Source organism: Streptomyces fuscichromogenes (assembly GCF_014645815.1).
GTDB classification, from domain to species: Bacteria; Actinomycetota; Actinomycetes; order Streptomycetales; family Streptomycetaceae; genus Streptomyces; species Streptomyces fuscichromogenes.
Map to the genome: position 1 here is coordinate 433,071 of NZ_BMML01000003.1, position 18,580 is coordinate 451,650.

19 protein-coding genes are annotated in these 18,580 nt (G+C 68.2%); 5 read left to right on the forward strand and 14 right to left on the reverse strand.

The window, feature by feature from the left end; all coding sequences use genetic code 11:
* Positions 1-155: 155 nt before the first annotated feature.
* Positions 156-329, reverse strand: coding sequence for a hypothetical protein (locus IEZ11_RS52385; protein WP_189262081.1), 174 nt, complete (start codon positions 327-329; stop codon positions 156-158).
* A 116-nt stretch (positions 330-445) separates the two neighbouring features.
* Here IEZ11_RS52385 and IEZ11_RS09000 point away from each other — a divergent pair, with 116 nt between their 5' ends.
* Positions 446-1,285, forward strand: a complete 840-nt coding sequence (locus IEZ11_RS09000; RefSeq protein WP_189262082.1) for a COG4705 family protein — start codon at positions 446-448, stop codon at positions 1,283-1,285.
* A gap of 563 nt (positions 1,286-1,848) precedes the next feature.
* Here the strand turns inward: IEZ11_RS09000 and IEZ11_RS09005 are convergent.
* The gene (locus IEZ11_RS09005) at positions 1,849-2,460 is read right to left on the reverse strand and encodes a TetR/AcrR family transcriptional regulator (RefSeq protein WP_229712897.1); all 612 of its coding nucleotides are present in this window, start codon (positions 2,458-2,460) and stop codon (positions 1,849-1,851) included.
* A gap of 272 nt (positions 2,461-2,732) precedes the next feature.
* On the opposite strand from IEZ11_RS09005, the gene IEZ11_RS09010 reads away from it, so the two are divergent.
* A complete protein-coding gene (locus IEZ11_RS09010) occupies positions 2,733-4,217 on the forward strand; it encodes an MFS transporter (RefSeq protein WP_189262237.1) in 1,485 nt (494 codons plus the stop codon).
* Positions 4,218-4,836: 619 nt separating this feature from the next.
* Here IEZ11_RS09010 and IEZ11_RS09015 read toward each other — a convergent pair.
* Positions 4,837-5,601 carry an SDR family NAD(P)-dependent oxidoreductase gene (locus tag IEZ11_RS09015; protein WP_189262084.1) on the reverse strand — a complete coding sequence of 255 codons (765 nt, stop codon included), beginning with the start codon at positions 5,599-5,601 and terminating at the stop codon, positions 4,837-4,839.
* A 131-nt stretch (positions 5,602-5,732) separates the two neighbouring features.
* Between IEZ11_RS09015 and IEZ11_RS09020 the strand changes: the two genes are divergently transcribed.
* Positions 5,733-6,368, forward strand: coding sequence for a TetR family transcriptional regulator (locus IEZ11_RS09020; RefSeq protein WP_189262085.1), 636 nt, complete (start codon positions 5,733-5,735; stop codon positions 6,366-6,368).
* Positions 6,369-6,495: 127 nt separating this feature from the next.
* On the opposite strand, the gene IEZ11_RS09025 is transcribed toward IEZ11_RS09020, so the two are convergent.
* A complete protein-coding gene (locus IEZ11_RS09025) occupies positions 6,496-7,395 on the reverse strand; it encodes a helix-turn-helix transcriptional regulator (protein ID WP_189262086.1) in 900 nt (299 codons plus the stop codon).
* Between the two features lie 395 nt (positions 7,396-7,790).
* On the opposite strand from IEZ11_RS09025, the gene IEZ11_RS09030 reads away from it, so the two are divergent.
* Entirely contained in the window at positions 7,791-8,729 is a 939-nt protein-coding gene (locus IEZ11_RS09030) for a helix-turn-helix transcriptional regulator (RefSeq protein ID WP_189262087.1), read from the forward strand.
* A 397-nt stretch (positions 8,730-9,126) separates the two neighbouring features.
* Here the strand turns inward: IEZ11_RS09030 and IEZ11_RS09035 are convergent, their stop codons facing one another.
* The 5 genes from IEZ11_RS09035 to IEZ11_RS09055 all read right to left on the reverse strand — a co-directional run bounded on the left by IEZ11_RS09035 (position 9,127) and on the right by IEZ11_RS09055 (position 11,939).
* Complete coding sequence (locus IEZ11_RS09035) at positions 9,127-9,270, reverse strand: hypothetical protein (RefSeq protein WP_189262088.1); 144 nt, start codon at positions 9,268-9,270, stop codon at positions 9,127-9,129.
* 145 nt (positions 9,271-9,415) lie between these two features.
* Complete coding sequence (locus IEZ11_RS09040; protein WP_189262089.1) at positions 9,416-9,832, reverse strand: (R)-mandelonitrile lyase; 417 nt, start codon at positions 9,830-9,832, stop codon at positions 9,416-9,418.
* 13 nt (positions 9,833-9,845) lie between these two features.
* Positions 9,846-10,172 (reverse strand): carboxymuconolactone decarboxylase family protein, encoded by a 327-nt coding sequence (locus IEZ11_RS09045; protein ID WP_189262090.1) that lies wholly within the window; start codon positions 10,170-10,172, stop codon positions 9,846-9,848.
* 32 nt (positions 10,173-10,204) lie between these two features.
* The gene (locus tag IEZ11_RS09050) at positions 10,205-10,990 is read right to left on the reverse strand and encodes an SDR family oxidoreductase (RefSeq protein ID WP_229712899.1); all 786 of its coding nucleotides are present in this window, start codon (positions 10,988-10,990) and stop codon (positions 10,205-10,207) included.
* 109 nt (positions 10,991-11,099) lie between these two features.
* Entirely contained in the window at positions 11,100-11,939 is an 840-nt protein-coding gene (locus IEZ11_RS09055; RefSeq protein ID WP_189262092.1) for an SDR family oxidoreductase, read from the reverse strand.
* A 211-nt stretch (positions 11,940-12,150) separates the two neighbouring features.
* Between IEZ11_RS09055 and IEZ11_RS09060 the strand changes: the two genes are divergently transcribed.
* A complete protein-coding gene (locus IEZ11_RS09060; RefSeq protein ID WP_189262093.1) occupies positions 12,151-13,056 on the forward strand; it encodes a helix-turn-helix transcriptional regulator in 906 nt (301 codons plus the stop codon).
* A gap of 974 nt (positions 13,057-14,030) precedes the next feature.
* On the opposite strand, the gene IEZ11_RS09065 is transcribed toward IEZ11_RS09060, so the two are convergent.
* From IEZ11_RS09065 to IEZ11_RS09085, 5 genes are all read right to left on the reverse strand, one after another.
* On the reverse strand, positions 14,031-14,678 hold the full coding sequence (locus tag IEZ11_RS09065; protein ID WP_189262238.1) for a TetR/AcrR family transcriptional regulator: 648 nt from the start codon (positions 14,676-14,678) through the stop codon (positions 14,031-14,033).
* A gap of 227 nt (positions 14,679-14,905) precedes the next feature.
* On the reverse strand, positions 14,906-15,673 hold the full coding sequence (locus IEZ11_RS09070) for an SDR family oxidoreductase (RefSeq protein WP_189262094.1): 768 nt from the start codon (positions 15,671-15,673) through the stop codon (positions 14,906-14,908).
* Positions 15,674-15,727: 54 nt separating this feature from the next.
* Complete coding sequence (locus IEZ11_RS09075) at positions 15,728-15,922, reverse strand: ferredoxin (protein WP_189262095.1); 195 nt, start codon at positions 15,920-15,922, stop codon at positions 15,728-15,730.
* A 28-nt stretch (positions 15,923-15,950) separates the two neighbouring features.
* Complete coding sequence (locus IEZ11_RS09080) at positions 15,951-17,162, reverse strand: cytochrome P450 (RefSeq protein ID WP_189262096.1); 1,212 nt, start codon at positions 17,160-17,162, stop codon at positions 15,951-15,953.
* Between the two features lie 122 nt (positions 17,163-17,284).
* On the reverse strand, positions 17,285-18,481 hold the full coding sequence (locus IEZ11_RS09085) for an amidohydrolase family protein (protein ID WP_189262097.1): 1,197 nt from the start codon (positions 18,479-18,481) through the stop codon (positions 17,285-17,287).
* Positions 18,482-18,580 lie beyond the last annotated feature (99 nt).

Here is an 18,580-nt window from a genome sequence, read left to right on the forward strand (position 1 = left end):
CATCAGCGGAAGCTGCCGGTGCGACTCAGCGAGTGGCGGCCTGGCCGCGGATGGACCGCGAGGCTGTGCGGGCCACTGCCCATCCTGTTGCGGGCGAGCTGTTCACCCCTGGCGGTGTCGACGGCGTACAGGTCGGAGTTGTAGGGGCCGGCCAGTCACCGGACCCCGCCGTCCGTGGAGTCGCCGCCCATGTCGGGGCTGCCGCCGTTCGGCAGACGCCACTTCCTGGTCAGTCGGCCCTCCTCGAAGTCGAGTACCGAGATGGCGCACTCGCCCCGGTCGGGGATATGGATCTTGCGGGAACCACGGCTGCCGGAGGGGCCGTGCACGCCATTGCCGTCGTGGCGAGGGAGGCGATCACACTGCTCGGCGAGGCCGGCGAGGCCGGCGGATGCCGTACGGCAGTCAGGATTCGTTCAGCTAGTCCGTGGCACGGTCGGGCCTCATGGCACACGAGACATCATCACAAGGTACGGCGGTCTCATCGGCCGATGCCGCGGTGTCCTCGGGCCGCCGGCTGTGCTGGAACAAGGTGCCCGAGGTCACCGTCCACTTCTGGATCATCAAGGCGCTCTGCGCGACGGTCGGGGAGACTGCCGCCGACCTCCTCGATGAGAAGACCGGGCTCGGCCTGCCCGGAGTGTCGGTGCTGATGACCGCCCTGCTGGCGGTCGTCCTGGTCGTGCAGTTGCGCACCAGTGCCTACCGCGCCGGTGTGTACTGGACGGCCGTCGCGCTGATCAGCGTCGTCGGCACGCTGATCAGCGACAGTCTGACCAGCGACATGGGTGTGCCCCTGGAGACCAGCACCACCGTCTTCGCGATCGCCCTCGCGGTGGTCTTCGTGGCCTGGTACCGACGCGAGCGGACGCTGTCCCTCCACAGCATCGACACCACGGGCCGTGAGTCCTTCTACTGGCTGGCCGTGTTGTTCACCTTCGCGCTCGGCACCGCCGCCGGCGATCTGGTCTCCGAGCGGATGGACTTCGGCCACTGGCTGTCCGCGGTCCTGTTCGCCCTGGTCATCGCCGCGGTCGCCCTCGCGCACCTCGCGCTCGACCTGGACGCGGTGTGGAGCTTCTGGATCGCCTACGTCCTCACCCGCCCGCTCGGCGCGTCCGTCGGCGCCTACCTCTCTCAGCCGACCGGTGACGGCGGGGTGGGCCTGGGCACCGTCGTCACGAGCGTGTTGTTCCTCGGTGTCGTCCTCGGTCTGGTGGTGTATCTGGCGCTGACCCGGAAGGACGTCGCGCAGCCCCGGCAAACCATGCGCCACACCGTCTGAACCGGGGCGGGGCAGGCGTTCGCGGAGGAACGGAACGCGCAGGTGAGGCTCCCTGCTCCGGCGTGCCCAGCAGTGCGAGCCCACGGCCTGCTTGATCACCAGCGGCGCGGCGGCGCTGCTGCCCTCGCCGGGCGGACCGGGGTGGTTGGACGCTGCGCTGGTCCGCGCGCTCACGGCGGCCGGTACGTCGCTCCTCGAAAACGAGGTGGGCGACAGCCGGAACCCCTGAGTTCGTGCCGCTTCTGCCTCGCGAGGGCGGGCTGTGCTGCTGCACTGGACACCGGTACCGGGTCGACTCTCGGGACGTGCTCGGCGCGGACGGGATGAGCGTTTCCGGTGTGAGGTCTTCGTGTCGTCGGCTGCCCCGGTCGCCATCGACGAGGTGCCGGGGGCGAGCGAGCCGTGGCGGACGGGGCGCTGGGGCAGTCTCCTGGATACCCCGGAGCTTCGTCGGGGAGGCGGCCGCTCTTGAGGCAGGGCTGGAGCGACCGCTGCACCGGCGGCGTCTCTTTGCTGATGGGCAGATCCGCCGTTGGCCAAGCGCTCCCTGGCGTAGGACAGGTCTACTCGTCGTCCTCGCGCATCGCCGGAGCGAGGATGTGGCACAGGGAGTCGGCCAGCAGCCGGAGTGGGTCGGCGGTCGCGAGGGGCCAGCCCACGGCGATCCATGCTGAGAAGAACGACTCTGTCTGGAGAACAGCCATGAGGGCTCGCTGGCCGGCCTCCGCCGGGTCTGCACCACGCCAGCGATCGGATGGTGAGATGAGAAGGCCGACGTAGCGCTCGTGGGCCTTGACGTACTGGGCCCGGCCGGCATCGACGCTGCGCAGTGCGGTGGGGGCTGCCGCGTTGGTGACTCGGCGGATGGGTGCCATGTCCCGCCACCGCGTTTCCGCGTCGTCGAGCCAGGCACGTACGCCGGCCTGAGTCCATCGGGGCAGTGCGGCGAGCTCGGCGTATGCCTCCTCCATCAAGGTGTACACGCGCTCGACAAGAGCATCGATGATTTCGGCCTTGCCGGGAAAGTGCGCGTAGACGGTGGCTCGGGTCACCCCGGCAGCCTGCGCGATGTCCTCCATCCGCGCGTCGACGAACGACTTCTCGGTGAACACCTTGACGGTGGCTTCGAGGAGCCGGAGGTGCGTCAGCCTCTTCTGCTGCAGGCGCAGGTTCACGCGGGGCCCGTGTTCTGGCGGGCTGTCGTTCCGGAGCGCCGACGTGTCAGGGGTGGCAGCGGTGCCCCCGGGGTCAGCTGGCCGTGCGGTGGGACGATCCATGACTTCACTTTACTCCGTGTATGGTGAAATCCATCTCGCTATACGCCGTGTAAAGTCACCTATCGAAACCGGCAGGAGTGCCTGTGACGAGCACCACACTGAACGAGCCCAGCCCTCAAGGCGCTTCGCTCACATCCCGCCGAACCGTGCTGAAAGCACTCAGTGGGCTGATGCTCGCGCTGTTCGTGTCGACCTTCAGCAGCACCATCGTCTCCAGCGCACTCCCGAAGATCATCGGAGCTGTGCACGGATCGCAGACCCAGTACACATGGGTGGTCACCGCGTCCTTGCTCACGACGACTGCGACGACTCCGATCTGGGGCAAGCTCGCCGATCTCTTCAGCAAGAAAGTCCTTGTGCAGGTGGCGATCGCCATCTTCATCCTGAGTGCCTTGGCCTCGGGAGTCAGCCAGACAGCCACTCAGCTCATTGCCGCCCGCGCTGTGCAGGGCATCGCTGTCGGCGGTGTGCAGGCACTTGTCCAGATCTCTCTCGCCGCGATGATTCCGCCCAGGGAGCGGGGGCGATACAGCGGCTACATCAGCAGTGTCACGGCCACGTCCACCATCGGCGGACCACTGCTCGGTGGCGTCATCGTCGACACCTCCTGGCTGGGGTGGAGGTGGTGTTTCTTCATCGGGATACCGATCGCCATAGCGGCTCTCCTGCTGCTCCAGCGGACGTTGAACCTGGCTGTCATCCGCCGGGAGAACGTGAAGATCGACTATCTGGGTGCCACGCTGATTTCCGCGGGTGTGAGCGTGCTGCTGATCTGGGTGTCGTTCGTGGACAACTCCTTTGCCTGGGCTTCCTGGCAGACCGCCGCCATGGTGAGCGGCGGGTTGGCGTTGCTCCTCGTGGCCGTGTGGGTCGAGTGGCGCGCAGCCGAGCCCGTGGTCCCGCTCGCCATCGTCCGGCAGCGCACCACGGCGCTGGCGATCGTCGGCAGCCTCGCTGTGGGGACGGCCATGTTCGGTGCGTCGGTCTTCCTGAGCCAGTACTTCCAGCTCAGCCGCGGTCACAGTCCGACCGAGGCAGGTCTGCTGACGATCCCCATGATGGTCGGCATCCTGATCGCTTCGACGGTCGCCGGCAGGCTGATCAGCCGCACCGGGAAGATCAAGCCGTTCGTCATCACCGGCGCTGTCCTGCTCACGGCCGGGTGTGCGGGCCTCGGGACCATCGATTACCAGACGCCCATGCTGTTCCTGAGCGTGTCGATGCTCTGTGTCGGGATGGGTGTGGGCATGACCCTGCAGAACCTGGTCCTCATGGTGCAGAACACCGTCCAGCTGAAGGACGTCGGCGCGGCCAGCTCCACGGTGACGTTCTTCCGCTCCCTCGGCGGCACGATAGGCGTCTCGGTCCTCGGCGCGGTACTGGCCCGTCATGTTCAGGATCAGATCGCCAAGGGGCTCGCCTCCGCCGGGCTCTCCGGCGCCTCGGAGAACACGCGGTCCCCCGCGATGCAGCACATCGTCCGGGTCGCATACGGGGATGCGACGGCCCAGGTCTTCCTGCTCGCAGCCGTGGCGGCCGCATTTGCTGTCATCGCGGCGCTCCTGCTGCAGCCGGTCCGTCTGCGAAGCAGCCTCGACCTGGCGGAGAAGACTCCGCCTGCCGCTGTTCAGGCCTCCGTTCCGCTCTCCGACTGAGTCGATTCAGGCGTGGTCCCTGCTCGGTGGTCGGCTCGGTCCTGAAGAACGGCCACGAGGCACGTCGTCAGCCGCCCCGTCCCTCTCCACGGTCCGAACGATGTGCGGGTAGGCGGCGGTCGACGGCGGCGGGGGCGATCCCGCGGGCGTGGCCGCCGCCGGGGTGCCGCGACATGGCGGCGTACCTGGCCTCCGAAGCCGCCGGCTACATGTGCGGTGAGACCATCGACATGGCTGGCGGCCAGTGGAAGAACTGACTCACGGCTTCGGGAAGACAGGCACGAAGGACACGGAACTGCAAGCCGGCGCCCTCCAGTCCGCGCTCTGGCAAGACCTGGGACTCGCCGACGTCGTGGTATTCCTGGTCTGCGACGATGGGGAGTGGATCACCGGCCTGGTCTGCTCGCTCCGTGGCGGCGTGCACCTGCGTGGCCGACGCGCCAGGTTCCGTGACAGGCTGCCTACGAGGGGACGGTTGCCCGTGCCGCGGTCGGCGGACCGCACTGACTCTGATGGGCGGCTTGTTCTGTCGACCCGTGGAATCACCAGCGGCTCCCCGAGCCGTGGCGGCACGGCGGCGTGGCGGAACGACGCCGTTCCACGACTCACCCGCTGGCGGTCAGCCGCGCGGATTGGTGTCCTCGTACAGGTACCACTCCTCTCCGTTGCGCGACTTGGCCTCGTCCGAGAGCAGGAAGGCCGCGGCTGCGGCGGGGTCGTCCGGGTGACCCGGCCACGGTGCCGGAGCGTGAACCGGGATCGCGGTCTGGGCCGGCCTACCGCCTTCCGCCCAGGTTCCGTGCCTGGCCTGGCTGATGGTGAGGGTGTTGCAGCGGACACCCTTCTCGCCCCAACGGGTGGCGATGTGGTGGGTCAAGGAATTGACGCCGCTGTGCACGGATGAGGCCGGGCGGCCGTCTGAGCCGCCCTCGGCGACTCCCGGGGCGATGTTGACGATGGCGCCCATGCCCTGGTCCAGCAGCGGGGGAAGGACGGTCGAACAGGTGAGGGCATAACCCAGCAGGTACACCTCCAGAGCGCGGCGCCAGACCTCCGGATCCAGGTCAAGGAGGCTCACCTCGTTGTCGGGGACCATTGCGGACGGGCGAACGCCGACGTTGCACAGACCGTCGATCCCGCCGAACCGGCTGACGGTCCGATCGACGAGCCACTCAAGAGAAGCTCGATCGGTGAAGTCGCACTCGATCGCAAGCGCTCTACCGCCGCTCTCGATGATGCGTCGGGCCGTCTCTTCGGCTCGCGCGAAGTCCACGTCTCCCAACGTGACTGATGCACCTTCCGCCGCAAGGCGCTTGGCCACGTCTTCGCCGGTACCGGTGGCGTCACCCGCGACGACGAAACTCTTGCCCCGGAGCCCCCGCATGGCTGCTTCCTCGGATGCGTGAGCTATGGACCCCTCGTGAAGCATTGAACTGGTCATGAGACATTGTATCGCGGATGAATCAATCGCTCATTTATGACGAGGATGGCTGTTTCCGGGGATACGATCGAAGGATGACCGAAGTATCAGGTGTGACCAGTACAAGAGACATCGCGCGGGCCGCCGTGCGTGCCCGGCTGGCCCAGGTGGCCATCGAACTGTTCCGCCGAGAAGGCTTCGACCAGGTCACCGCAGGCGAGATCGCCCAAGCGGCCGGGGTGTCGCGCAGCACGTTCCTGCGGTACTTCCGTAACAAGGAGGAGGCTGTTCTCAGCGCTTTCGACTCGAACTGTGAAGCGGCCGCCGACGCGCTGCGCGCTCGCCCCGTCGACGAGGACGACTGGACGGCCTTGCGCCACGCTGTTGACGCGCTCACCAGGCCTTACTTCGACAACCTGGCCGAAAGTCTCAGCCTGGCCCGTCTGATCGACGAGTCCACGGCCCTGCGCGCCGCCCGCCTGGAGATGCTTTCCAGCTGGCATCGTGTCCTGGCCGGCATCCTGGCCGAGCGTTCAGGCAGGCCCGGCGATATGTCCATCGGCTTCCTGGTATCGGCTGCGGCGGCCATGGAATGCTTGAACATCGCTGTCGAACAGTGGACCGTCGCGGACGGTGCCGTCGACCTGAGCGACATCGTCGACGATGCCTTCGCGGCGCTCGCACCTGGAAGGGGCAGCGGTCGGCGTCAGGAGTTTCGCCATGACGGGTGAGACGCACCTGCGCTTGATGGCGATATCTGAACCTGGGGCTGGCCGGCATCGTGCTCGATGAAGCTGCCCGACAGGCAGGCCACGAACAACCGGCCATCGCTGGCCGGAGCGGTCTCCGGATCAGGGATCACTGCGCGTCGTGAGCGGGATGAGGCGTGCTCTGGCCGATCTGGGCCATGTCGAGGATCGTCAGTTTGTCATGATCAGGAGTGCCTGGCTCGGCGTAGTAGACGACGAGCCGCTGCGTAAGCGTGCCCTCGATCTGCATCTTCTGGTAGCCGGGCGTGAGGTCGCCGACGTCCGGGTGATGGAAGGTCTTGCTGCCATGGGTGTGCAGCCGCACGTCATAGCGTTCCCACAGATCGCTGAATTCAGGGCTCGCGCCCAGGAGTTCGTCGACCAGTGAGGCCAGACCCGGGGCATCGGGTTCGAGGCTGTGCAGGGAGCGCAGACGGCCCACGGCGGCGCGGATCTGGTCGTGCCAGTCGTCGAACAGTTTGGGCGCTGTCGGGTGCAGGAAGACGTAGCGGACCACGTTGCGCTTCCCGACGGGCCAGTCCTCCAACCCGCAGAACAGTCGAAGCCCCGACGGGTTGCAGGCGAGGACGTCCATGGTGCGGCTGAGCACGTAGGCAGGGAACGGCCTCAGTCTCTCCAGCAGTAGTACGACTCCGGGCCGGACCGTATCGCCGTCGGGGGACGGATGCTCCAGCACGGAGGCGCCCGCGGCTCGGGCGACGAGGACGCGCAGATGTTCATGCTCGGCAGGGTCCAGGAGAAGCGACCTGGCGAGGGCGTCGACGACGGAGGGGCTTGGGTTGCTTTCCTTGCCACGTTCCAGACGCACGTAGTAGTCGACGCTGACACCGGCGAGCGTAGCGATCTCCTCCCGTCGAAGCCCGGGGGTGCGACGGACTCCCGGCCCGGTCGGAAGGCCGGCCTTCGCTGGAGTCACGCTGGCGCGGTGAGCGCGCAGAAAGTTCCCGAGTTCCGTACCGGCCGTGCCGTTCTGTTGCTGCCGTGCCATGTGCCCAGTGTGGCAGTGCAGGCGTGATGGGGCTATGAGCCGGGCGAAGGAGCCAGTCGCAGGTCGCCGTCATGTCGACCGGGGTCCTCCTCCGAGGGCGATGTGCAGCTTGCGACGGATCTCTTCACACCGCCCCCGGTCGCTTGCCGCTCCAGCGGACCCGAGAACTCACTCGCTCTGCTGGCGAACCGTCCGGACGGGGCCGTCCTGGATGTGCGTATGCGCCTGACCTAGGGCAAGCCGGACGCCCGCCTGGGGCGTCCGGGCTCTCCGGTCGGGTCGCCAGCTCGCTGCTCAGGACTGCCGTGAGGCGCCGGGGAACCCGTGCTCCGGGGGTGCGACAGGGCCCCCCACGCCGCTGCCGACCTGATCACGGGACTGCGAAACTGGTCTGCATGACACGTGAGGACGGCACCGAACGGAGCGACCGGAACGGCGGCCGCGAACTGGGGACCTTTCTGCGAGCCCGCCGCGCTCGGGTCACTCCCGGTGACGTGGGCCTTCCCGCAGGGTCGGGGTTGCGTCGGACGCCGGGACTGCGCCGGGAGGAGCTGGCCACACTCGCTGGGGTGAGCATCGACTACTACACGCGACTGGAGCGCGGCCGGGAGACCAACCCCAGTCCATCCGTCGTGGACGCTCTCGGCGCCGCTCTGCTACTTGAGGAGCCCGAGCTTCGGCACCTGCGGGACCTCGCGGCGTGTGCTGCGCGTGGTGGCGCGTTCGAGCGCTCGTCCGCGGCGCCCACCCGCACCGTGGAACCCGGTCTGCAACTGCTCCTGGACCGTATGCGCCCCTGTCCCGCACACATGGTGAGCCGCACCATGGAGCTGCTGGCCGCCAACCCGGGTGGGCTGCGGCTGCTGGCCGGGCTGGCGGACTGGCCTGAAGGGCAGCGCAACATCGTTCGCTATGTCTTCCTCCACCCCACCGCCCGTGTCTTGTTCGGTGACTGGGAGAACCAGATCCGCGGTTGTGTCGCCCGACTGCGCTCTCTCGCGGGCGTCGAACCCGATGCCCCCGGTCTCGCCGGTCTCGTCGAGGAGCTGCTCGCCAAGAGCCCGGACTTTGCCCGGCTGTGGGAGCTCTACGACGTCAAGGGCCACAGCCACGGCACCAAGACCTTCCATCACCCGGAGGCCGGCACCTTCAGTCTCGGCTACTACTCGCTTCAGCTGGAAGGGGGCAGCGGTCAACGCCTGGTCGCCTATCATGCCGAACCGGGGACGCCTGAGTACGACGTGATGGTCCAGCTGGATCGGGAGCTGACGGAGGCGGACGGGCAGGCCCCTGCGACTACCGGTACTCAGCGGGGCCCCCGGGCCAGGGCGTGACGAGGACCTTGAGCGCCCCGCGCGGTCGGTCATGGCCCCGACAGCCACCACCGGGCACGTCGGCCTGGCCGACGGTGCGGTCCGGGCGCGGCCCGGCTCGATGCGTCCCTCCAGGACGTCCGGCAGCAACTCCTCGATGGAAGCGCGGGCCGGGGCGACTTTGCCGGTGCGGGTGATGTTGTTCATGAACTCAGGGATGTCCAGGCGATCGCGTCGATCGACATGTGCAGGGCGGACAGAGCGCCGAGCCACTCCAGGCCCCCGTGTGTTGCTGCGACCGCCGGTCAGTTCGCGCGCGCTCGATTCCTTCGTCGCCGCGTTCGGCCACGGCGTCGGTGGCAGGGAAGTCCCCGCCGAGGTCGGTGCGGTCCTGGCGCCCGCCCGGCAGGCTGATGCTCTACCAGCTTTCGGCCGGGGCGCCGACGCCGGTGGTGACCGCGCAGTGGCGGCTGGTGCAGAACACGTCGGACAGGGGCAGTCGGGGGCATGCCGAGCCCTCGGAGACCGGCAGCTTGCCCCGGTTGCCGACGGCCTGCGGCACGCACGCCGCCTCACCGCGGCCGCCGTCGACGCCGATACTCGCGCACAGCCCGCCCGTGCGGACGGGAGGTCTGCACGCCCTCCCGGCCGACCTCGCAGGTGTTGCCAGACCAGACGGGTTGCTGGCGTGATCTCTTTCCTGATCGTCAACGAGTACGGCTGCGTGGCGCGCCGTACTCGGCGTCGTCGACCTTCTCCAGCCAGGTGGTTTCGGGGCCGCCGTCCGGGCCGGGGCTCTCCCAGAGGGCGAGGTGGGTCATGAAGTGGCCGGGATCGGCGCCGTGCCAGTGTTCCTCGCCCGGTGGCGTGTAAAGGGTGTCACCGGGGTGTGCCTCGATGACCGTGCCGTCGCGGGTACCGATGAGCGCGACGCCGGAGACGATGTGCAGGGTCTGGCCCAAGGCGTGGGAATGCCAGTCGGTGCGGGCACAGGGGGAGAAGCGGACCATGTTGGCACGCATCCGGGACGGCTCCTGGCCCGCGTAGATGACGTCGAACCACACGTCGCCGGTGAACCAGTCGGCGGGCGCCTTGGTGGTGGGCGGGTGCTTGAGAAGTTCCATGATTCTTTCCAGGTCAGCGGGACGGGTCCGCGACGATCGCCTTGAGCTGGGTGACGGCGCTCATCGCGGAGGGCCACCCGGCGTAGAACGCCAGATGGGTGATGGCCTCGGCCAGTTCGTCCTGGGTGAGGCCGTTGTCGAGTGCGCGGCGCAGATGTGAGCCGAGCTGCTCCGTGCGGTACAGGGCCACCAGCGCGGAGACGGTGATCAGGCTGCGGTCGCGCGGGGACAGCTCCTCGCGGGCCCACACGTCACCGAAGAGCACCTCATCGGTCAGTTCGACGAGCTTCGGTGCGGTGTCGCCGATCAGCTGCTGTGCCGGTGTCGGTTTCTCTGCCATGGGGCGGGTGCCGCCTTTTTAGTTGGGGTGGTTCAGGTTCCTGTGGTCCGCGTGGAGGCGGTGACCGCGGCGAGGTCCTCACGTACGTGACGCGGTTCCTGCTCCAGGGGCATGTTCGCCTCGTCCGCGACTGCGTCCAGAGAACCGGGTGTGTCCTGTCGCAACGCGCCGAACAGCGGGGCCAGGTCGGTGGGGGCGGAACCGGATTCAGCGATCAGTTCGAAGGTTCGATTCGCCGCTTCCGGCGTGGTGAGGGCGTCCACCAGCACCTGGGCGATCTGACGGCGGGCGATCACGCCGTCCGCGGGGCTGCCGGAGCGCCGGGTGTCCCCTTGCAGGAAGACGAGTCCGTGCTCGTCGGGGCCGTTCATGTCGAACCAGCCCGGCCGCACGATCGTGTAAGGCAGACCGCTGGCACGGACCAGCCGCTCGGAGCGGCGCTTCCAGTCGAGGAGATGATCGTAGACGCTGCTGCGGGACGTGAGGCCGATGGCCGTCATCAACGCGATGCGGGGCTTCTCAGTACCCAGCGCGACCAGGACGTTGCGAATGCCCGCGTAGTCGACACTCTCCGGTGAGGAGTGTGCGGAACCGTCGGACCCGAGCGTCAGCACGACGGCATCGACGTCGGCAACGGCCTGCGCGAGCGTGTCGGGCCGCGTCACGTCACCTACGGTGATCTGTGCCTCGTTGGGGAGGCTACGGCGGGCTTTCGATGCGTCACGTACCAGTGCACGCGTGATGTGTCCGCGCGCGATCGACTCGGCCACGACGAGGCGGCCGATGCTGCCCGTCGCGCCGACCACCAGAACCGTCATGGGGGTTGTTGCCATGGATCATCCTTGTGCCAGGTTGTGAGGGTCGTGGATCGTGCTCCGCGGCTTCGGGCGGAGCAACAGTCCGAGTCGGGGGGCCTGTTCTCGACGCTCAGGGCATGGTCAGTTCCCCGGTACGCAGCGCCGCGGTTACTCCACCGTCCATGAGGAGATCGGCACCCGTGATGAATCCGGCCCGAGGGCCGAGGAGGAATGCAGCCGCATCGGCGACCTCGTCGGGGGTGCCGAAGCGGCCGACCGCAGACGCCTTGCGCACCTGGTCGAACCACTCACCGCGCGGTCCGGACAGCTCGTCCACCGCCAGGGGCGTGATGATGACGCCGGGGCTGACGGCGTTGATACGGGCACCTCGCCTGCCCCAGGCGACTGCCGAGGTCTGCACCCGCAGGGAGTTGGCCCGCTTGGAGAGTGCGTAGGCGTGCACGGTGGAGCCGATCTGGTCGGCCTGGAGGAACGGCAGTTCCAGCAGCTTCGACGTCTCGGTGGTGGCGAGCGCGTGCTCGATCTCCGGCGCGTAGGGGCTCTCCCGGTGCCCGGCCATGCTGGCGATCACGATGCCGGCCCCGCCGGTGGCGACGACACGGGCGAACGCGTCCAGGACCATCGCCGTGCCCAGGAGATCGACGTGCAGAAGCCGCTCTATGCCGGCCTGGGTGGGGGAGACACCGGCGGTGTGTACCACCTGGGTGACCGGTCCCAGGGCGGTCGCCGCGTCGGCCAGGGCCTCGACAGCGTCATGGTCGGAGACGTCGGTGACGTGGGTCGTCACGTCGTACCCCTCGCCCCGCAGCCGTTCGGCGGCGCCCTGGGCCGCCTTCTCGCTGTGGTCCGCGAGCAGCACGGTGCGGCCCGCGCCGACCCGACGCGCAATCGCAAGCCCGATGCTGCCGGAGCCGATCACGACGACGACTTCCTTCGCTTCCCTGCTCATGTCTCCCATCCCTTCTCTCCACGCTGTCGCGGTCTTGGCCGAGTACAGCGGATCCTGTGCCGGGCGCCGACCGGTGGGAGGGGCCCTGTCACTCCCCCGGAATCCAGCCTGCGTGAGTGGCGCGCACAGTGGCAGGCCGTGCCATCCGGGGGAGTGACAGGGCCCCTCAGAGACCTCCCGGGCGGGGCACTGTGTATGGACACTGGAGTTCATGACACGTGAAACCACCGCCGCCGGCACCGAGCTGGGGCGTTTCCTGCGTGCCCGACGCGCTCGGCTGACGCCTGCCGAGGTCGGCCTCGCGGTGGGTTCCGGGTTGCGGCGCACGCCCGGGTTGCGCCGTGAGGAGATGGCCACCCTCGCCGGAATCAGCATCGACTACTACATCCGCCTCGAACGGGGCACCGAGACCCGCCCCAGCCCCGGCGTCGTCGACGCCCTCGCCCGCGCGTTGAAACTCGAGGATGACGAGCACGAGCACCTGCGCAGTCTGGTGAGGCCGGCCACCCAACAGATGCCGGAACCCCGCACCGCGCCGTCACGGACCGTGCGTGCGGGCGTCAAGCTGCTGTTGGAGAGTTTGCGTCCGTACCCCGCGCACGTCGTGAGCCGCACCACCGACGTACTCGCGTACAACGCGGGTGGGCTGCGCCTTCTCGCAGGGATGGAGCAGTGGCCGGCCAAGGACCGCAACATCGCCCGTTACGTCTTCCTTCACCCGGAAGCCCACGACCTGTTCGACGACTGGAACAGCCAGGTCCGCAGTTGCGTCGCCCGTCTACGTGCCCTGGCGGGCACCGACCCCGACGCCCCCGACCTCACTCGCCTGGCGGGTGAACTTCTCGTCAAGAGCGCGGACTTCGCCCGCCTGTGGGAACGGTACGACGTCAAGGCCCGCTCGTACGGACGCAAGGCGTTCCACCATCCCGACATCGGCGACCTCACTCTCGGCTACCAGTCCATGCAACTTGAGGGCACTCCCGGCCACCGCCTGGTCACGTACTACGCTGAACCGAACACGTCCGAGTACGACGCCCTCGTCCTCCTGGACATGCTCGGCTCCCAGTCCTCGACACCCCCGGACCGGCGCAGCCGTCCCTCGGCGTCGCACCCATAGCAGGCACGGCCATCGGATGCCGTGATGGTGCACGCTTTTGTCATGGCTGGTCAGTCTGCGGGTGGCCAGGGGCAGGGCGCTCTGGTACACGGCGGCTCGTACGGCGGAGGCCAGGTCGTCTCGGAGTCCGCTGAGCGGGCCGGACGGGACCAGGGTGCGCGGGTTGAACATGTGGACGAGCATCGCCACCACCTCGCCGCTCTCGGTGGTCGCCGGTCGTACGGCGTGCAGCGCGGTCGGGTCGCTGTCGGCGATGCGCCGGGCGAGTTGGCGGGTCCCGTCCAGGGTCGACCATGAGTCCGCGCTCTGGGGGCTCGACAACGCTGTCCGGCAGACCGATCAGGCCGGGCGGATACCGGCCAGTCTGCGGCAGTACGCCGGCCGCCCGGAACAAGTCGGAACAGCTGACCGACCTCGACGCCATCGTGCGGGATTGCTCGTACCTCATCGAACCGCGGGCCCAGGAACACGCGGTGGCGGTCGAGTTCGACCTCACCCCCGAGGTCCGCGCGACCGAGCCGCCCGGCTCTGTCTTCCGGTGCACACTGCCGGCCGTCCCCACCTACCAGCCGGCCACCGAGTTCGAGGACCCATCGGCCGACGTTCCGAAGCACTTCGAGGTCACATCCCTGCCGCCCGCCGAATTCCTCCGCCTGGTCGAGCGGAATTCGGTCGCCGACGGATCGGTCGGCTGGATCGCGAGCGTCGGCTCCGGCCACGGCCTGTCCGGCCGGCCTGCCGCTCGAAACACAGTCCGAGCTCTGCGTGGAGGACCCGGTGTCGCCTTCGCGGGCGGTCTGCTACCGGTCCGGTTCGCCAACGGCCGCAAGGGCACGGATGTCCTCGGTGTCGGCATCGAGGCGGTCGGTGACCGGGCCGACCGGCCCCTGATCGCCGTGTTGCGGCCCGACCAGCCGGCGATCGCGGCGACCCGGGACGTCATCGAGACGGGTGACCCGGAGGCGCCGGAGAGGTCACGGTGTCGTGACCGGAGCGGTCCACATGCCGATGATCGCGTCGATGAGACCAGTGGCGGTGTCATGCCAGGTCGGCCACGAGACAGGAGTGCCGTTGGACAGCGCGCGCTCGCGGTCGACACACATCTGCACGATCAGGTGCCGGGCCATGATGCCACGGTTGGCGTGTACGTCGGCGGGAAGAGCGGGCAGGCACGCGTTGAGCCCGTCCAGCAAGCGTCCCAGTGAGGGGGACGAGCGGGACTCCTCGGCGCTGACCTTGTGGAGTGCGGGGTCGGCGATCAACTGCGCGTTGAAGCGGGCGTACCAGGTGGGGTTGCCCAGTGCTTCCAGGTGCTCTGTGAGAGGCAGGACCATGCAGGCAACCCAATCCCGTAGATCCGTGGAATCCGCGGTCTCGCCGACCATGCGGGCGCGGATCTCTTCCATCTGCTCCGCATGCCTGCGGGCGATCGCACGGACCACGTTGGCTTTGTTGCCGAAGTGGTAGTTCACCGCGCCGGTATTGCCCTGCCCCGCGGCCTCGCTGATCTGGGCATTGGAGACTGCGTACACGCCATGCTCGGCGAACAGCCGCTCGGCCGCGCCCAGAATCGCCTCCCGGGTCGCCTCGACCTTCTCCTCCCGCACGCTTCTGCCAGCCATGATCGTCACCGCTCCGGGACTTCCACTGCCCTGCGACGACCAGTCCCTGCTGCCACCGAAGGTCCGCCCCCAGGACGGTGGGCGACGGAAGGAAAGCCTACTGATCAGCGGGGCCCGCCTGGCGTCGAGGGCGGCACCGGGCGAGCCGTCGGTCTTCGAGAGTCGCACACCAGCACCACGACGCCCCGTGGGACAGGCATGGCGTACACCGGCCGCGCCGCCGGTACTCACTTGGGCGGGAAGCGCAGCGCGCCGTCCAGCCGCACCACTTCTCCGTTCAGGTAGTCGTTCTCGCACAGGTGCTGCACCAGCGCCGCGTACTCCGCCGCGCGGCCCATGCGCCTCGGGAACGGCACCTGAGGAGCCCAGTAGGCCTCAAGCTGTTCGCCGGCCTTTCCGTACGCGGGAGTGTTCACGGTGCCTGGGGCGACGGTGACGACACGGATGCCCAGCGGTGACAGATCGCGCGCTGCGACCAGCGTCATGCTGGCCACCCCGCCCTTCGCCGCGGCGTAGGGGAGCTGGCCTGTCTGCCCCTCGAACGCGGCGATGGACGCGGTCGTGACGACAACTCCCCGCCCACCACCGTCGTCCAGCGGGTCCTGCCGCGCGATCGCCGCGGCACCGAGGCGTATCACGTTGAACACCGCGGTCAAGTAGTACTCGATCGTCGTGCGGAAACCGTCCAGGTCCAAGGGGCTGCCGTCTCTTCCGACCAGTCGGCCGCCGCTCGCCGGGCCGCCGTGCACGTCCACCACGATCCGCAGCGGTCCCGTGGTCTCGGCCGCCGTGACCGCCGCCGTGACGCTCTTCTCGTCGGTCGCGTCCGTGTGTACGTAGCGGATGCCGAGTTCGGTTTCCAGACTCCTGCCCTTCTCGTCGTTGACGTCCGCGGCCACGACCTGCGCACCCGCGGCGTGCAACCGGCGTACGGTGGCCTCCCCGAGGCCGCCGGTTCCCCCTACGACGAGTGCGGACATCCCTGCGATCTGCACATCTGCTCCCTACCTGGTCACACAGTCATGATCGGGGCATCGGTTGCGCTTGCGTCACTCCGCGAGACGGATGGCGAGGGCGGGGCACACCATGGCCGCGCGCCGGACGCCGTCCGCCTGGTCGGCCGGCGGGTTGTCGTCGAGCAGGACGACGATGCCGTCCTCGTCTCGCTGATCGAACACCGAGGAGGCGGCGAGCACGCACTGTCCGGTCCCGATACACCTGTCCTGTTCGATGGTCACCTTCACGAGATCCTCCTTGGGGCGTGCGGTGGCGTCACCAGGTGACGGGCAGTTCGTGGACTCCGTAGATGAACGCATCGTGCTTGAACGGAATCCGGTCGAGGCCGACCGCTCGCCTGAGGGTGGGGATTCTCCTGTGCAGGGTGCTGTACACGACCTGCAGTTCCATGCGCGCCAGCGACTGCCCCAGACACTGGTGCACACCGAAGCCGAACGCGATGTGATGACGGGCGTCCCGGGTGATGTCGAGGGTGTCCGGTGCCTCGGGGAAGGCTTCCGGGTCTCGGTTGCCCACCTCGTTGAGCATCAGCAGCCCTTCGCCGGCGTGGACGGTCAGGCCGGCGATGTCGATGTCGTCGACCGCCACCCGTTGCATGCCGTTGTGCGTGATGTGCAGGTAGCGCAGCAGTTCCTCGACCGCGGTGGCGACAACGTGCGGATCGTCCGTGCGGCGCAGCAGTTCCAGCTGGTTCGGGTGTTCCATCAGGGCCACAGTGCCCAAGGCGATCATGTTCGCGGTGGTCTCGTGCCCGGCGATCAGCAGGAGGACCCCGATCTGGGTGGCTTCTCGGTGGGTCAGGTCGCCGGCCTTGATACGGGCCGCCAGTTCGGAGAGCACGTCGTCGCGGGGCTCGGCGAGCTTCCGGCCGACGAGTTCGCCCAGGTATTCGCCCAGATTGCGACCAGCCGCCGTACGTTCCTCCATGGTCGCCGTGCGCCTGATGACGGCGGTGCTGTTCTCCTGGAAGAACTGGTGATCCGAGTACGGAACGCCGAGCAGTTCGCTGATCACGAGTGTCGGAACGGGCAGGGCAAAGGCCTCGACGAGATCGACGGGCTTCGGACCGGTGAGCAGCCCGTCGACGAGGTCGTCGACGATCTTCTGCACCATGGGTCGCATCGCCTCGATGCGTTTGACGGCGAAAGGCGCGGTCACCAGGCGGCGCAGCCTGGAGTGTTCGGGGTCGTCCATCCTGAGAAAGCCGAGATTCGAGCCGCCACCGTGCGGTGACAGGTGCGGGTAGCCGGGGCGACCCGAGTCGACGCTGACCCTGGGGTCGGCCAGCAACGCGCGCTGGTCGGCGTAGCGGGTCACCAACCAGGGGGTGCTGCCGTCCCACAGCCGTACCTTGCTGACCGGAGCGTTGTTGCGCAGAGCCTGCCAGACGGGCGGCGGGTCGAAAGGGCACCCCGGGGCCCGCGCGACGGGGAAGTCCGGGATCTCCGGCCCGGCGGCAGTGCTCATGCATTCCTCCAGAAGTTCGCGGCTCCACCGCTGAGAACGGCGGGTGGCGTAAAGCAGCGATGAGGTCGCCGGGACCCACCGGTCGACACGCCACCCGCGAAGGGAACGTCGAGCCGGACCGGTCAGGTGCGGGCCGGAACGCGCATGATCTCCGAGAGGTTGCCGCCCATGATCTTGGCGACGTCCTCAGCCGGCATGTCCGACGGCAGATGGTCGGCGTAGCTGGTCGGCTGGGCGAGGCCCTCCGGATGCGGGTAGTCGGAACCGAACAGGAGCCGGTCCGCTCCGAGTTCGGCGGCGACCACCTTGATGTCGTCCTCATGGAAGGGGGCGATCCAGACGTTGCGCTTGAACGCGTCTACGGGGTGTTCCTGGAATGCCTGGGGGGTGCGCTTGTACACGTCCTCCCAGAGCTCGAACATCCCCGGCACCCAGCCGGCCCCGTTCTCGATCAGGGCGATACGCAGGTCGGGAAACCGGGTGAACAGGCCGTGCAGTGCCATGGAGGAGCACGCGTCCTCCACCGGCTTGTGCCCGAAATTGGTGGTCAGCATGCGAAACGCCTGGTCCCGGAACGGCAGTGACTCCATGGGGCCCGTCCAGTCGCTGACGTAGCGCGCGTAACCCGAGTCGGAGGCGTGCATGGTGACGAGTACGTCGGCGTCGACGACCGCCTGCCAGAAGGGGTCGAACTCGGGGAGGGCGAACGACCTCGACCCGCGGAAGCCGGGCACCGGTGCGGGTCGGATCAGTACCGCCTTGGCGCCACGGTCGACCACCCACTGGAGTTCCTTGATCGCCTCCTCCACGATCGGCAGAGTGATCACGGGAGTGGTGAAGATGCGGTCCGAGTAGTTGAACTGCCACTCCTCGTGCAGCCACTCGTTGAGCGAGTGCACCACGGCGTGCGTCAGCTCCGGATCGTCCCGCAGACGCTCCTCCAGCAGACTCGCCAGCGTGGGGTACATCAGGGTGCGGTCGACGCCCAGCTCGTCCAGCAGCTTCAGCCGGGGCTCGGGCTGGAAGAACGCCGGGACGGCGCGCATGGGCTCGCCCACGATCTCCTTGTAGGACTTGCCTTCCGGGTTGCCGTTGCGGAAGTACTCCTCCTGCGCCCCCGGACGCGCGACCACTTCGAACGTCGGATTCGGAACGGCGTTGGAGACCTGACCGCGTATCAGAAGCCTTGTCCTGCCGCGGATTTCGGCGTACTCGATGGCGCCGTCGTACCGCTTGGGCAGGTGCCGTGTGAAGGCGTCCCGTGTCTCGTAGAGGTGATTGTCGGAGTCGAATACCGGAAAACCCAATGATCCGCTCATGCTCATCAGCATGCAGTTGGTTGACGTTGATGTCAATGAAGGTGAATGACGTCGTGGGATCCCGCGGAGGTAGGGGTGAGCGGTCGGGCGGAGCGCCTC